Source organism: Paenibacillus sp. GM2FR, assembly GCF_002803325.1.
GTDB classification, from domain to species: Bacteria; Bacillota; Bacilli; order Paenibacillales; family Paenibacillaceae; genus Paenibacillus_AQ; species Paenibacillus_AQ lautus.
The window spans coordinates 1245508-1260964 of the sequence record NZ_MKZM01000008.1 but is presented as its reverse complement, the minus strand read 5'-3'; the positions used below and the strand labels follow the sequence as shown (position 1 = coordinate 1260964).

At 49.4% G+C, this 15457-nt stretch carries 10 protein-coding genes; all 10 read right to left on the bottom strand.

Features of this window, described 5'->3' with window-relative positions; all coding sequences use genetic code 11:
• Positions 1 to 14 precede the first annotated feature (14 nt).
• Positions 15 to 2366 (bottom strand): glycoside hydrolase family 95 protein, encoded by a 2352-nt coding sequence (locus tag PAEVO_RS05995; protein WP_100536727.1) that lies wholly within the window; start codon positions 2364 to 2366, stop codon positions 15 to 17.
• A 122-nt stretch (positions 2367 to 2488) separates the two neighbouring features.
• The gene (locus PAEVO_RS05990; RefSeq protein ID WP_100536726.1) at positions 2489 to 3871 is read right to left on the bottom strand and encodes an ABC transporter substrate-binding protein; all 1383 of its coding nucleotides are present in this window, start codon (positions 3869 to 3871) and stop codon (positions 2489 to 2491) included.
• Positions 3872 to 4023: 152 nt separating this feature from the next.
• Positions 4024 to 4860: a carbohydrate ABC transporter permease gene (locus tag PAEVO_RS05985; RefSeq protein WP_164817335.1), complete on the bottom strand. Its 837-nt coding sequence runs from the start codon at positions 4858 to 4860 to the stop codon at positions 4024 to 4026.
• 18 nt (positions 4861 to 4878) lie between these two features.
• Entirely contained in the window at positions 4879 to 5799 is a 921-nt protein-coding gene (locus PAEVO_RS05980) for a carbohydrate ABC transporter permease (RefSeq protein WP_100536724.1), read from the bottom strand.
• Positions 5800 to 6015: 216 nt separating this feature from the next.
• Positions 6016 to 7605: a response regulator transcription factor gene (locus tag PAEVO_RS05975; RefSeq protein WP_100536723.1), complete on the bottom strand. Its 1590-nt coding sequence runs from the start codon at positions 7603 to 7605 to the stop codon at positions 6016 to 6018.
• Positions 7602 to 9326, bottom strand: coding sequence for a sensor histidine kinase (locus PAEVO_RS05970; protein WP_100536722.1), 1725 nt, complete (start codon positions 9324 to 9326; stop codon positions 7602 to 7604). Before PAEVO_RS05970 ends, PAEVO_RS05975 begins: the two co-directional genes overlap by 4 nt.
• A gap of 68 nt (positions 9327 to 9394) precedes the next feature.
• Positions 9395 to 11563 (bottom strand): alginate lyase family protein, encoded by a 2169-nt coding sequence (locus tag PAEVO_RS05965; protein ID WP_100536721.1) that lies wholly within the window; start codon positions 11561 to 11563, stop codon positions 9395 to 9397.
• A complete protein-coding gene (locus PAEVO_RS05960; protein WP_100536720.1) occupies positions 11553 to 12674 on the bottom strand; it encodes a glycoside hydrolase family 88 protein in 1122 nt (373 codons plus the stop codon). The genes PAEVO_RS05965 and PAEVO_RS05960 overlap by 11 nt, the downstream gene beginning before the upstream one ends.
• Before the next feature lie 216 nt (positions 12675 to 12890).
• Positions 12891 to 13334 carry a ClbS/DfsB family four-helix bundle protein gene (locus tag PAEVO_RS05955; protein WP_279300465.1) on the bottom strand — a complete coding sequence of 148 codons (444 nt, stop codon included), beginning with the start codon at positions 13332 to 13334 and terminating at the stop codon, positions 12891 to 12893.
• A gap of 98 nt (positions 13335 to 13432) precedes the next feature.
• Positions 13433 to 15340 (bottom strand): threonine--tRNA ligase, encoded by a 1908-nt coding sequence (thrS, locus tag PAEVO_RS05950; protein WP_100536718.1) that lies wholly within the window; start codon positions 15338 to 15340, stop codon positions 13433 to 13435.
• Between the last annotated feature and the right edge of the window lie 117 nt (positions 15341 to 15457).

The window sequence follows — 15457 nt, the reverse complement described above, 5'->3', positions numbered from 1 at the left end:
AATGACATGGTTCATTATCTTTTTAAAACAATCTGATAGGTCTCTCCCCCCTCAGCCGCAAACGTATATTGATAACCCAAGCCTGAGCTTAGGCATGTTACAGGTACAGGAACATGCGTGGAATCAAGTATTACAAGCTGCTGCCCGCTAAATAAAACACAATCCCGGAAATTCTCCGAATAAATCTCAGCCGCTTCAAGCTTGCTTTCTTTCCAGCTAATATTTACGGTATAACCGCCCCTAGCACGCAGTCCCTTCACCGAACCACTTGCCCATGAGGACGGCAGAGCAGGAAGCAAACGAACTTCGCCGCCATGGGATTGCAGCAACATCTCCTGGATCGCGGCCGCTCCGCCGAAATTGGCATCAATTTGAAAAGGGGGATGGTCACCGAACAAATTCGGATGTACGGCCTTGACCAGCAGCTCGCGAAGACTGTCATGTGCTTTCTCTCCCTCGCCAAGTCTGGACCAGAAATTCGTGATCCACGCTTGACTCCAACCGGTATGTCCTCCGCCATTCTTCAAGCGCCGTTCCAGCGTTACCTTGGCAGCCTCTCCTAACTCGGGCATTTGATGAGGGATAATCTGTTCTCCCGGGTGCAGAGCGAATAAATGTGAGATATGGCGATGACCCGGCTCAAACTCTTCATAATCAACAGCCCATTCCATGACCTGTCCGTATCGGCCGATTTGAGGCTGAGGAAGTTTCGCACGCGTACCACTCCATTGTCTACTCCACTCCTCATCCAGCTCCAGAATCTCCGCTGCTTCAATACAGGCGGTAAATAACGCATATAAAATTTGTGAATCCATCGAAGGACCAGAGCATAAGGAACCGATCTGTCCTTTCTCGTTAATATAGCTGTTCTCCGGTGAGAGCGAAGGCGAAGTAACCATATAGCCGTTCTCATCAAAAACAAGAAAATCAAGAAAGAACAAGGAAGCCTCCTTCAGAACTGGATAAGCCCGTTCACGCAGGAATGACTCTGACAGGCTATAGCGGTAATGCTCCCATAAATGAAGTGCCAGCCATGCCCCGCCCATCGGCCAGAAAATAGCGGGTGTCCATGCTCCAAACAAGCCGCTCTCTGCCCACAGATTTGAAGAAGTGTGCGCCGTAAAACCTCTCGCCCCATACAGAGATTTCGCGGTCTTCCGCCCGTTGATGACCAAACGATCGATAAAATCGAACAAAGGCTCGTGACATTCTGGCAAATTACCTGTCTCGGCAATCCAATAGTTCATCTGCAAATTAATGTTCAGATGATAATCACTCTCCCAGGGTGGCGTGAAACTTTCATTCCAGATTCCCTGCAAATTGGCAGGTAAACTCCCCGGTCTCGAGCTTGCCATCAGTAAATACCGGCCATATTGGTAGAACAACGCCTCAAGCCCAGGATCATTAACCCCTTGCCGATAAAGCTGTAGTCTCTCCGAAGTAGGTTTATCAACAAGTGCATCTTCTGCCTCTGAAGCGCTCTCTTCCGTTACCGGAGTTATCCATGTATCAGCCGCTTCGATTTCCAGACTTACTCGCTCAAATAAAGCGCAATGATCAGCAATATGCGCTTCCAGCAATGAGCCATATGGCAGCAATATAGCGGATTCCACTTGTCGCAGCGCTTCCCGGTAAGGCTCATCACAGCGGAACGATGTTTGAGCGGCGAGCAGCAAAGTAACGACATCCGCAGACTGGATATTGAGGTAATTGCCAACCGTTTGACATTTGCCGCCAATCGTATAAGCATGAAGTACTGCCGCGTAATTAACACCATCCGGCCCACATATGCCCTCCATCGCCAATGTACGCTCATTTTCTCGCTTTATGTTTCCATCGAAGGGTCGCCTGCTTAACCGGGCTGATACATGAATAGCTGCAGGTTCCGATGCGGAAATACGAACGACCAGCACTTGATGAACAGCGCTAGCAAAGACTTCTCGATCATAGAGAATGCCGTTGTCTTCCCAGCTTACGGAAGCAACGCCCGTCCTCAGATTCAGCTCCCGCCTGTAATGATTAACTTCTGACGTGCCGGATTTGAACTGAAGCAGCAGCTCCCCCAACGGTTGGTAAGGTCCAAAGTATTGCGGAGCATTCGTAAAATGTGTAAGCGCCAGCTGCTCCCCCTCTTGCAGCTCCCCACAGCGAAGAAGAGATCTGATATCATCCAGCTTTTCTAACGCCTCTGGATTGTCATGCTGTTTCGGTCCGCCATACCAGACGGAGTCTTCATTCAAACCGATCCGCTCCGTGGAGACACCACCAAATACCATCGCTCCGAGTCTCCCGTTACCGATGGGAAAAGCCTCCGTCCAGAGCTGTGCAGGCCGTCGTTCTACAAGCTTTCTATTATCGTTGATCATCGCTTTGCTCCTATTTTTGAATATCACAATAGAATAAGGGCTGCCTCAGATGTATGATCACTGAAGACAGCCCTTCCAATCCATAGCTAAGCACCAACCTTGCGGTTTTTGTCAAGGCCCGATTATTTAACTAAGCCTTTTTCGTTGATGATCTTCGTTGCTTCGTCAACCATCCATTTCTGCACTTCATCAATCGGCTCATTACTGAGCATGAATTTCGCAAAGCCGTCATCAATGATCTTGGTCAATTCCGAGGTAGCCGTCATCATGACTTTGGCTGCATCCAGATACTGGATATCATCGCTGAACAGCGTATATTTCAAGGAATCCATGTCGTACTTATCCTCTTTACCGGCAACCAGCTTCGTCAGTAATTCTTCGTTATTCGCCTTCTTGTAGCCAGAGAACTCAAGTCTGTTGTCTGAATCGGCTGTTGTCATGAATCTCATAAGCTTGAAAGAAGCTTCCTTGTTGGCGGAATTGGCGCCCATCGCCAGCATGCTGCCGCTCGTGAAGTATTTGCCTTCATACTCTTTAGGTTCCCAGCCAGCAGGAGGCACAGGTACAGGAGCAAAGGCTGTTTTGAAATCATGTGGATATTGCTCTGTGTTGCCTGGATCCGCTATCGTAAAGTTGCCTGTAAGAATCATAGCGGCTTCTTCATTGAAAAATTCAGTACGGTAGTTCAGCTTCGCGGCAAGCACGTCACTGTAAGGTTTGGCCGACTTGTCCGTCTCCTCCATATCTTTGCGGAGCTGGAAGAAATACTTGTAAGTCGGATCGGAGAGAATGGTCGTTCCGTCCTCGTATACGAACGGATCTTTCATCATGGTTTGCGCCGGAGCATTCATATAAAGCTCCCACGTGTGGAAGTAAGACCCATAACGCTTGTCAACGCCTTCGCCCTTGGTCAGCTTTTTGGAGTATTCGCGGTAATCATCCCACGTCCAGCCGAATTTTGGAACTTCAAGTCCCGCTTCATCCAGAGCATCCTTGTTGAGCATCACATAGTTCATGCTCTTGGTGTACTGCATGCCATAATACTTGTCATCTACCTTGGCATTTACGAAGTACTCGTCTTCCGGAACCAGACTTTCTTGCTCATAGAACTCGTTCAGGGGAGCAAGAGCTCCGCGTGTAGCCCGTTCGAGAACTCCGCCCAAGCTTGGGAATTGAATAACGTCGATCGCTTCACCGGAAGAAATCAGGAAATCAAGCTTTTTCAACATTTCCACGGAATCGCCGGGAACCAGAACCACGTGTTCGACCTTGATATTCGGATTCTGGTCCATAAATTCCTGGAGCATGGCGTCCGTACCCGCCTGTTGGGCTTCGTTATCCCAGTTGTAATACTTGACGGTAACCTGCTTGTCCGTCTGACCGTTTCCGGCGTTTTTGCTGTCACCGGTTTCTGATCCGGACTTCCCGCAGCCGCTTAATACCAGGGTGCTCGCCAGGATCGTGCTAAGAATGACGGATAATCTGTGTTTGCTTTTTTTCTTCATCTTACTTCCCCCTGCACAGATAAATTAGTTGTCGTGCTGTTTTCATGTTCATTATAGGCACCAGCAAGGCCGATCAAGTGCAAAATTTTGAGGTTCTAGGATTACATTTTTGACTTTCCGCAAACTTCTGATTTTTGACTTTAGACATAGTATCAACCTTTTACCCCGCCTAAAGCAATGCCGTTTATGACCTGCTTTTGCAAAGCGATGAACACAATGACCAGCGGAATGATCGCCGATACCGCCGCCATCATCATAATGGCATAGTTGTTGGTGTAGTCATCACGGAACAGCGTCATACCCAGCGGAATCGTGTATAAGTCCTTGTCCAGCAGGAAGATCAGCGGATTCTGGTAATCGTTCCAGGTCCAAATGAATTTAATAATCGCTACCGTAGCCAGCACAGGCTTGCACAGCGGAACCATAATGGAAGCAAATGTCCGGAGATGACCCGCTCCGTCAATTCTGGCCGCTTCCAAATATTCATCGCTGATCCCGATCATAAATTGTCGCAGCAGGAACGTGAAATAGATCGAGAACATACTCATGAAAATGATGGCCGCATGCGTATTGTAGAGACCAAACCAGCGAATCAGCAGAAATCGCGGAATCAGCGTCGCCTGATCCGGAATGATCATGAACGAGAGCAAGGCCATAAAGACCAGATTCCGTCCTTTGAATCGAATCTTCGTCAGCGCATAAGCTGCCATGGATGAGATAATCAGCGTGATTAAGGTCGTAATAATCGCTATTTTAAAAGAGTTAAAATAGAAATCATAGAAGGGAACTCTTCCCATCCAGACCATCTTGAAATTGTAGGCCAGATTCACCTTTTCCGGTATCCATTGAATCGGGAATCTCATAACATCCTTCTCATATTTAAAAGCCGCGGAAATCATCCAGATGAGCGGAACGAGAAACACGATGGACAATGCCCCCATGAAAAGGGTGATTACCACTTTGGACATGTTTTTTCGAAGCAGCTGCATGTACATTCCTCTCCCTCCTTATTCTTCATTTCTCATTTTCCAGGTCAGCGCGGTAATCAGACCGATTATCGCGAACAGCAGCCAGGAAATGGCCGAAGCGTATCCCATATTGTAGTATTTAAAGCCTTCCTCATAGATGCGGAATACCAGCACGGTAGAAGAATTGTTCGGGCCGCCTTCCGTTAAAAAGGCAATGATGTCAAACACTTTAAACGAGCCAATCAGCATCGTAATCAACAGGAAGAAGGTCGTCGGACGGAGCATCGGAACCGTGATCGCAAAAAACTTTTTAATTGCACTGGCACCGTCAATATCCGCCGCTTCGTAAATTTCATTCGAAATGTTCGTGAGCCCGGCCATATAGATAATGATCGTGTAACCCAGGCCCGCCCAGGAACTGATAATCGAAATCGCCAAGAGCGACGTTTTCGGATCGACCAGCCATTTCGGCGGACTGCTGATCCCGAGTTCCATCAGAAACTGGTTGATCGGCCCCAGCGATGGGTGGAATAATGCGCTCCACACCGCAGCAACTGCAATGATCGATGAGATATAAGGAATAAAGAATGCAACTTTAAAATAACTCTTGAAGAACACGCTGTTGTGAATCAATACCGAAAGCACCAGAGCGATCGCAATCGGGATCGGCACTGTAAGAACCATATAAATCAAATTGTTCTTTATCGCTTGAATAATGGTCGGATCATGGAACATCTTGATGTAATTATCCAGTCCGGTAAACTCAATCCCCTTGACGCCCGACAGCATATCCCAATCGGATAAACTCAAATACAAAGAAAATCCAAGGGCGAATACGTTTAATAGCAGCATCCCGACAATCTCCGGGGCCAGAAACAGCCACCCGATCAAAGCCTCTTTCCGTTTGGGAGTCCAAAACTTCCGCCGGCTCTTGGGCACTGGTTGTTGTACAGCCTCCATGTAGCATCACCTCAACAATTTGTAAGTTGTCATTATAGTAATACATCCGCCATCGGCAAGAAGGAGGGATTATGACCAGCCCTGTGCAAGATTTTGACCTAAAAAATGCCCCACAAAGTGGAGCCCATGCTTCGATGCTGATTCTAAAAACTTAAAAAAACCGCCCTTGTCGGGCGGCTTACTGCCGTATATGTTAATTGGGCTGTATCGGTCCTCTTATTTTCGCGTGGTGTACTTCGCTTTATATTCGCTGGGCGTGGTCCCCACGTATTTTTTAAACACCTTTGAAAAATACGTCCGATCCGAATAACCTAATCCCATGGCCAGTGACTCCAGATTTTGTCCGGACATTCTGAGCATCTTGGTGGCCATCTTCATTTTGTATTGATGCACGTAATCCGTGAAGGTCAACCCCGTCATCCGTTTGAAATATCGCGAAAAATAGCTCGGATTCAGAAACAAATAGCGTGCCATGTCGATCGACGTGATGTTATCGTCAAGATGCTGATCGATATATTGCTGGATCACCTGCAGCTTCGGCTCATTCGGAGAGCTTCCCATTCCCGTATGCCGGGTGCCGATCATCTGGGTCAGCTTTCTCTCCACCAATTCCATCATATCCTCCAGGGTGCGAGCCAGAGCAAGATAGGCGAACAGATCCTCATCGAATTTCAGACTGGAAAACATCAACTCGATACCGCGAAGCATGGAGGATAGATCCCTGGTAAAGTCGCCCGGATCAATCGATAGCTCTTTTGCGGTCCCGGCGATCTTCTGCAGCGTGGCGCGTATACCATCTAGATCCTGCTTGATGAGCATCCGTTCCAGCTCTGGAACATAACCGTCAAGAAACCCCTGAGGTGCGGCTTGAAACCACCGCGCCCTTATTTGCGAAACTTCGGATATCGTATAGTCGGTATTTTCGTAGAACTCGCACTTGCCATGAAGGATTTCCTGATAGATGGAGCCAATCGAGCTTAATTCCATTTTGTCCGTTACCGTGGTAACGCTCGGTTGAATTTTAAGAAAGTGGACGCACTGATAACGCAGCCGCTGCAAATAATTATGCAGATGCAAGCTGGCATTCTGTGCGAGATTCACCCTAAAGTTATGCAGAATCACAATGTTCCCCTGCTCCATGAACGGCGTAATTCCTTCATACGATTCGGACAATTCCATCGCGATATTGTAGACAGCGTATAAAATCAGCGGAAATTCCGTTTGCCTGAAACGCTTGTCAAAGCTGGAAAGCTGAATGCTGACCAGCCCCAGCATAAACCACGGATAAGTCCATGAGATGCCGATCTGCGAAGCGTAAGCCAACGTGGCCTCGGACGGCGAGCCCTTGATCACCCTTTGCAATAAATCCTGCCGAAAGAGCTGGCTGTTGTAACTCGCCGCCTCGCGATGAATCAGACCGGCCCGCGTCTTTAACAAGTTCATGGATTTGCCAAGGCTCTGTTCCAGCTGCTCAGCTGTAAGCTGATCTTTGATCAAATAATCATCCGCTTGCAGTTTTACGGCTTGCTGGGCATAATGAAAATCCTCATGACAGGTCAGGAAGATAATCCGAACCTCCGGCTTCATGCGAATAAAATGGTCCGCCAGCTCCATGCCGTTTTTCTGCGGCAGTCCGATATCCGTAATGACAATGTCCGGCCGGACTTCCTCAAACATATGCAGCGCTTTCGCGCTGGAATACGTACTGCCGGCAATCTGCAGATTGTTTGCCTCCCAGTCAATCATCTGTTGCAGTACCTTGAGCATAGGAACATCATCGTCAATGAGCATTACTCTATACATCATTCTTCCTCTCCCTCCGGTAAAAAAACATGATGATGACTTAGGGGCAAGTACAGTGAAACTGACATCCCTCCCTGCGGAAGGTTGGCGAGTGTCAAACTTGCTTCCTGTCCAAAGGTCAATCGGAGTCTTTGGACCACATTCATAAGACCTACTCGCTCATAAGCCCCATCCTGCTCGCCGCTTGCTGTTCCCAGCCTACGGTTCAGACATTGGAGCATTTCTTCTTCGGCCCCGGAGCCGTTGTTTGCAATCTCAATTATGATTCCGTCCGGGTGGCTTCGGGAACGGATCTCGATGCGTGGAGTCTGATGATCGACAAGCCCGTGGACGATGGCATTCTCAACGACAGGCTGCAAAATAAGTTTCGGCAAAATGAGCCCCTCGGTTTCCGGATCCAGATCAACCTCTAAATGAAGCGGGATTTCATTGCGGATTTTCATAATGTCGACATAATGGCCGAGCAGCTTGCATTCCTCGCGTAAAGTGGCAGGCTCATTGACCTTGAGATAGGCTCGGAGCAAACTCATCAGTGAATCTATAATTCCGCTGTGAAGCGTATCCTTCGTCAAGATCAGGCTGCATTTGATCGAATTCAGTGTGTTAATCAAAAAATGAGGACGAATTTGCATAAACAAGGCTTCGAGCTCCATCACCCGCTTCTGTTCCTGCTCCTGTTCGATATCGTGAATCAGCCGCTGTAATTGATCGAGCATCGTATTCAGCGTCTGCCCCAATTCGGCGATATCATCCTTGCCCTTGACCTCCAGTCTGACATCCAGGTTTCCCATTCCGAACTGGCGAACAACCCGCTGCAGCTTGAGAATCGGACTATGCAGCCTTTTGGCGATCAGGATGGACATCCCGGAGAAAACGAGAAACAGCAGAAGAACCCCGGCAAGACCGGTATAAAAAGTCCGGGATATCTGCCCCGACCACTCTTTCTCCGAAGCCTCATAGGACAGCTTCCAGTGCGATTTCAAAATGGTCCTGTCCGTTCGGACACTGCCCTTAGTCTCCGTATGATGCGGGATCAGCCCCGAATCGCCTGCGATGAATTCCCCGGTTGTATCAAAGAGCGCCACCTTGCCAAAGTCGACCGTACCGAGCAGCCTGTTGAAGTACGAATCGGAAATGGCGCTGAGCAGAACGGACACTTGCCTCTTCTCGTGGCTGTCATAGATGACCCTGGCGATATAGTAACTTTTCCCCTTTCCTGCCGAGTCGCCGCCCGCCATCCCAAGCCATTGCAGGCTTTCCGGTTTATTGAGATCGACGCGCTCCATCAGCTTGTCGACACTTCCGTTAATGGCGGTCAAATCCTCCGTGCCGGAAGAGATGACGAAATGCTGACGGTTGACCAAGTACATGCGGACGTTATTGTTCAGCGGCTTGGAGTTAATCAGGGAAAATACGTCCTGAATTTGTCTAAAATGCACATAATCCTGATAAGTAGCCAGCCGTGTTGTGTCTGCAAATGACTTCAAGATATTGCGAACATTCGTATCGTTCACGATAAAATGGGAAGCAAACGTGACATCGTCAATGGTCTTGCTCAGCTCATCCGTCATGACGTTCAGGACATTCTCGTTGCTGAGCTGCAGCTTCTCTACCATCGTATCCCGGATCAGAACAAACGAAATGATAGAAACCGCAATCAGCGGAATAAAGATCAGCAAAAGAAACGACAGCTGGATGCGTTTGTAGTAGGTAAATTTAAACATTTTTCTCTGCGCCTCTCTTATGCTCTTGTCCTCTTTATTCTATCAGTCCTCTGTGCCGGAAGCATTCATTAAATGATCACGGTTGCTTGCTTTTTTCTGTCTTGAAGGGTTATCAGCACAACCTCTCCGAAGATCTGCATGCCCTCCACTACGTAAGAATCATAATGGCCGGACGGCGCACGGTGACTAACAACGAGAATAAACTCCTCTTCCATACCCGGGAGCTGCACCCCGCATGCCTCTGCTTGCCCGTCATGAACCCGCTCGCCCGTATGACGATATACGGACACTTTACGGACTCGAGGTAGGATCGTTTCGCCTGGACGATGTGGATACAGCACCTGCATGATGCTGATGAGTCCTTCCCCTGTCCGGGAGTATGAGACATTCGAATTTGGTTCCAGCAGGTTATATTCGCGGGATATCACGCCCTCGCCCACTTCCGCATTCAGGCCGTCTGTGGTTACCGGGATAATGGATAGATTCGCCTCCCCGAGGGTGTTTGTACGGCATATCAATGACTCCGCTTCCACTCCGACTTCTCCGGGCGGGTGCGGAAAATGAAAATGCTGAGTAAAGGTATGCTGCTCAAGGCACACCAAGCTGTCGATCAGCAGCCAATAATACGGCTTGATAAAGATGATCCTTCGGCGCGGATACAACGGTTCATTCCCATAGAGATAGCCGTCATGCGCCCCCTCGACATAGTCAAACTCCGGTCTGCTGATCCATTTGCAGCCTAGCGGCCCGGCAATCCGGTCGAAGGACCAGGTGTCCTTGACCCCGGTAAATCCGATTCCGTCGACAACCGTTGTGTTATGGGCTGCGCTCTCCTTTAATGCTTTTCTCAGCGGTGTATGATCGCTATAATTGTATCTTCCAACATCGGTGAGCAGATCACGGCCGTAGGCATGGATATCCATATGCAGCATATCGGCATGCCCGTGGCCTCCCCCGAGCGGACCGCAGTGAAAATAAAGGTACAGTGCTTCTTCGTCCCAGCCCGTTCGCATCGTATAATGACCGGAATGGGTAAAAGCTCGGCTCAGGTATGGCGGCTCCGCGGGAGCCATCGCTTGGTAATCCTGGATTCCCTCTATGCCGAACAGCCAGGCATTATCATAATCCGGCCGGGCATTGCCGCCAAAGCGCAGAACGGAATCCCCAAATAACCACGCAGCATAGGTCAGAATGGAACGGATATCGCTGTCGTCGCTGTCTCCCAGCATCGGCTGCCTGTGATTCGGCTTCGCCCAGTACAAGGAGGCTCCAGCCATCTCGCGGACCGTACGCCGAAATGGACCATCAAGCTCCAACCCGTTGAGATTGGCGAGGTGAACGCAGTCAAGATAACAAGCCAGCACCTCATGATGGTACGTTGGCGATTGCTCCCAGTGAATGCCATCCGCCATGATCTGGAGCCGTGCCGTTTCCTTCAGTCTCTCTTCCCCCATTTCCCGCCACCTTGCCGACTTGCCGAACTCGGGGAAGAACAGTGCAATATGGTATAAACCGCAAGTTTCCAGAACACCCCAGTTGCTGATATGCTTCCAGCTGGTGAAGGAAGCAGCCAGATACTCCCCATGCTCGTGAAGCGAAACCAGCGCTTTACCGAGCAGCGACGGAGTCAGGGATGGACTGCCGATCATGTATCGAAGTGCCTTGATCCAGTTCACGCTGCGCAGACCCGCTTCGATCGGGCGCCATGTCAACGTATCCGTCGTAGGTTCTCCAGGAACAGGATTCCGATTGATCCAATCTTCAAGCTGGCGGCAAAATGCCGCCGCATACTCCTCATCGCCTGTCATCGCATACGCTTGTCCCAGCGCCACCCAATAGCGGTGGCGATTCAGCATGTAAGCCCACTCCACGTCTTGATCGGGAATATGGCACCAGTCTATATCACCGTCAAATGTAACCGGAATCACGCTCCGTTCCATATCCCATGGAAAGCGGAACAGGAACGTCTGCCGCACCACCTCATCCGCCGTCTTCATCACGGTTTCCAGCTCATCTCCACAGTATTGCTTCACATAATCCGTGATTTTCTGCTTATCCTCACTGCTCATCCACCATCCGGGTGTCCTCCGGCAAGAGAAGTGTTGATGCAGCTTACACAGGATATCGTACCGATGACCTTGATCGTCTCCAACTTGCATCGGACCCATAGCGGGATCCTCCAGATTCAAAATCGCCAAAACTTCATCCACCGAAGCTTCCGTGGTATCAACGTTCATACCAGTACCCCTTGCGCCCGGTCTCCATCCGAATCAAAGCTTCCAGGTAAAAATAATCCCCCCAGATCATGAAATCATCCGGGGACAATCCGCCGCGCACATGGTAAGAACCATGCTGCAGCAGGCCCTCCGCTTCTTTGCCGATCGTGGAATAATCTCGTACCAGCGAGGTCATGGAATCCTTCAGTCCTTGTTCGAAGCCCTCTCTTTCGGGATCCTCCTCTTCCAGGTGTCCAATCAGTTCCAGCAAGCCTGCTGCCACAATGGCGGAGGCCGAGCTGTCGCGATAGGTCTCGGCGGTTACGGGAGCATTAAAGTCCCAAAGGGCGACATGATCCTCCGGTAAGTGCTTCAAGAAATACCTCGCCATTCTTTTAGATGTATCGAGGTATACAGGATCTCCTGTATATTGGTAAGCCAGCGCGAAGCCGTACACCCCCCAGGCTTGCCCCCGCGTCCAAGTCGAACCATTCGTATAGCCCTGATGCGTGGCTCCTCCGATCGGCTCCCCGGTACGCGGATCAAAGAAAAAGGTGTGGTATGAACTGTCATCTCCCCGCACCAGATAACGTCTTGTCTTCTCCGCCTGCATAATTGCAACCTCCCGATATACGGGATTGCCGGTTTGCTGTTCCGCCCAGAACAGCAGCGGCAGATTCATCAAACAATCGATGATGATCCGGCCACCCTCCTGTTCATCTCCTTCAGGACCCCAGGCCTGAATATAACCTCCGCCCGGACGCCAGCGTTTCAGCAGCAAGTCCGCAGCCTGAAGCGTCAACTGGCGGGCACTCTCGTTCTTCTCAACGATCCACTCCGCTTTGGAAGACAAGGAATACAGGAATCCGATATCGTGATGATCAAGCACCTTCTTATCCGCAAAGCGTTGGCGGAAATCTTCCACCGTTCGCACTGCCCCCAGTCTGAAAGCCTCGTCACCTGTGTATTCATAACATAGCCAGAGAAGGCCGCTCCAGAAGCCGTTCGTCCAGTCGTCATTGTCATTCAGCAAATAAGATCCATCCCTGCTGACGTGGGGAAATCTGGTCCCGAAGGTATCCATGTTTTTTCGGATTTTCTCTACGGCATCTTGAATCGCACTGCTCCACATAACCTCTTACTCCCTTCAAATCGATTCTGATTACGATTCATGATAAGGAGAGTGACCCGGTTCTAGTAGAGCCGATTTTTGCCTTGATGTGCAATATTTTGACTTTTGTATCCCTTGGCGGTAAAAAAGAATCAGATCTGTCCCTTTCTGCCCTAATCCAACCCAAAAAACGATCCGAGATAACCTCGGATCGTCCGTTCTGCCAAGCGATATGGTCTAGCCGTCGTACTTTTTCCACTTTCTGATTTGGGTTCTGAAGCTTTTGAAAGGGGCGACTGAATTGATATGCAGCCATTTCCACATCGGCCAGTTGGCACTGGTTGCCGTCCATTTTCGAACGCCCGGGCGATACAACTCTTCCTCGGTCAACCGGTTGATCCATTCGCACCATTCATCCGTCCTCTGCTTCAGCATGAAACGCAATTCTTCCAAAGAATAGGCGTCATAGGCAAGGTAGAATTGCTGATACAACGCTCCCAATTGGTTCCATTTATAGTCAGGGGTTGGCGTCGTGACTTCTTTGCCCGCTAATTCATCCTTCTCCCAGCTCATCACCAGCGTTAGCCATCCAAGCTGATAGGCGATCATCTCTTGCGGCGTTCTATCGACTTCGCCAATGCGACGATTCTTTTTATCCTCCAGGACATCATCAAACTCCAGCAGAGATTGAGAAGGATCTTTGACAATCTTCTATTCCACTTACAAAAGATTTCACCGCTCAAACAATAGCTTCATTCAAACAGCTGACAGACCTCTTCTTATTTCCTAGACTTTATCTCGTTCCGAAGCCTTTCAATTACTTGATCTATGGAGCTTTCACCAAGTTCGCCCTCGCCCCGTTTACGGACCGATACGTGATCGGAGTTCATTTCCTTCTCCCCAAGGACCAGCGTGTATGGCGTTTTCAGCAGACCCGCTTCACGGATTTTATAACCCAGCTTTTCATTTCTTACATCGACGTTCACCCGGATGCCGGCATTCTCCAGACGCTTCTTCACCTTCAACGAGTAATCGATATAATGGTCCGATACCGGTATAATCATAACCTGTACGGGAGCCAGCCACATCGGGAAAGCCCCGCCGTAATGCTCTGTAAGAATCCCGATAAATCGCTCGATGGATCCAAATACCGCCCGGTGAATAACCACCGGCCGATGCTTCTGGTTATCTTCTCCGATATACGAAAGATCGAATTTTTCAGGGAATTGGAAATCCAGTTGGATGGTGCCGCATTGCCAGCTTCGCTTTAGGGAATCAAGGATATGAAAATCGATTTTCGGTCCGTAAAACGCCCCATCCCCTTCATTAATCCGGTACGGCAGCCCTAGTTGATCCAGCACCTGCTGCAGAGAGGACTCCGCCTGCTCCCACAATTGTTCAGACCCCATGGAATCTTCCGGCCTTGTCGATAACTCGATTGTATATTCAAAGCCAAAGACTTGATAAACCTGGCTGATAAAATCGATAACCAGCTTAATTTCTTCCTGGATCTGATCGGGTCTTACAAAAATATGTGCATCATCCTGACAAAACGTACGCACCCGCATCATGCCGTTAAGAGCGCCTGAGAATTCATGTCGGTGCACCTGACCAAATTCGGATATACGAATAGGCAGCTCTCTGTAGGAATGCAGCGAATTTTTGTAGACTAACATATGCCCTGGACAGTTCATCGGCTTCAGCGCGTACTCCGTCTCATCTACTTGTGTGAAATACATATTGTCTTTGTAATGATCCCAATGACCGGACATTTCCCAGAGCCGCTTGTTCATCATCAGCGGAGTGCGCACCTCATCATAATCGCGATGGAATTGAAGTCCTCTTGCGAATTGCTCCAGCTCATTGCGGATCATCATCCCGTTCGGCAAAAAGAAAGGCATGCCCGGTGCTTCCTCCGAGAACATAAAGAGCCCCAGCTCTTTTCCGAGCTTCCGATGATCCCGTTTCTTGGCCTCTTCAAGCAGCAACAGATGTTCCTCGAGCTGCGACTTCTTGGGAAACGCCGTTCCGTATATCCGTTGCAGCATTTTATTTTCCGAGTTCCCCCGCCAATAAGCTCCCGCCACACTCATTAATTTGAATGCCTTGATTCTACCCGTTGATGGAAGATGCGGCCCCCTGCACAAATCAACGAATTCCCCCTGCTCATACACCGAAATGACCTCGTCCTCCGGCAATTCACGGATCAGCTCCATCTTGTATGGGTCATCTTTAAAAATACGTTCGGCCTCCTGACGACCAACCTCCCTGCGAATAATCGGCAGGTCTTCCTGAACGATCTTCTGCATTTCTCGCTCAATGGCAATCAAGTCATCGGTTGTAATCGAATGCCCCAGATCCATATCGTAATAAAAACCATCCTCAATGACAGGTCCTACCCCAAAATGGACGGATTGGTTGCCATACATCCGTTTAACGGCCTGGGCCATCAGATGAGCCGCGCTGTGCCGATACACGTACAACCCATCCTCTGAATCCAGCGTGATGATGCTTACTTCCGAATCCTGACGCAGCTCATGATTCAAATCCACGAGTTTCCCATTCACTTTGGCTGCAACAGCCTGTTTCCTCAGACCTGAATGAATGGATTCCGCGATCTGGCTCATCGTCGTTTGTGCGGGATACTCCCTTTTACTTCCGTCCGGCAGCGTTACTATAATTGACATTGTTATCCCTCCATCAAATTTTGATTGAACGCAAAAAAGCACTCGATCCCTAAGGGACGAGTGCGTTCAGCTCGTGGTTCCACCCTAATTTGATCGAAAGTTGCATTCGCTCATACG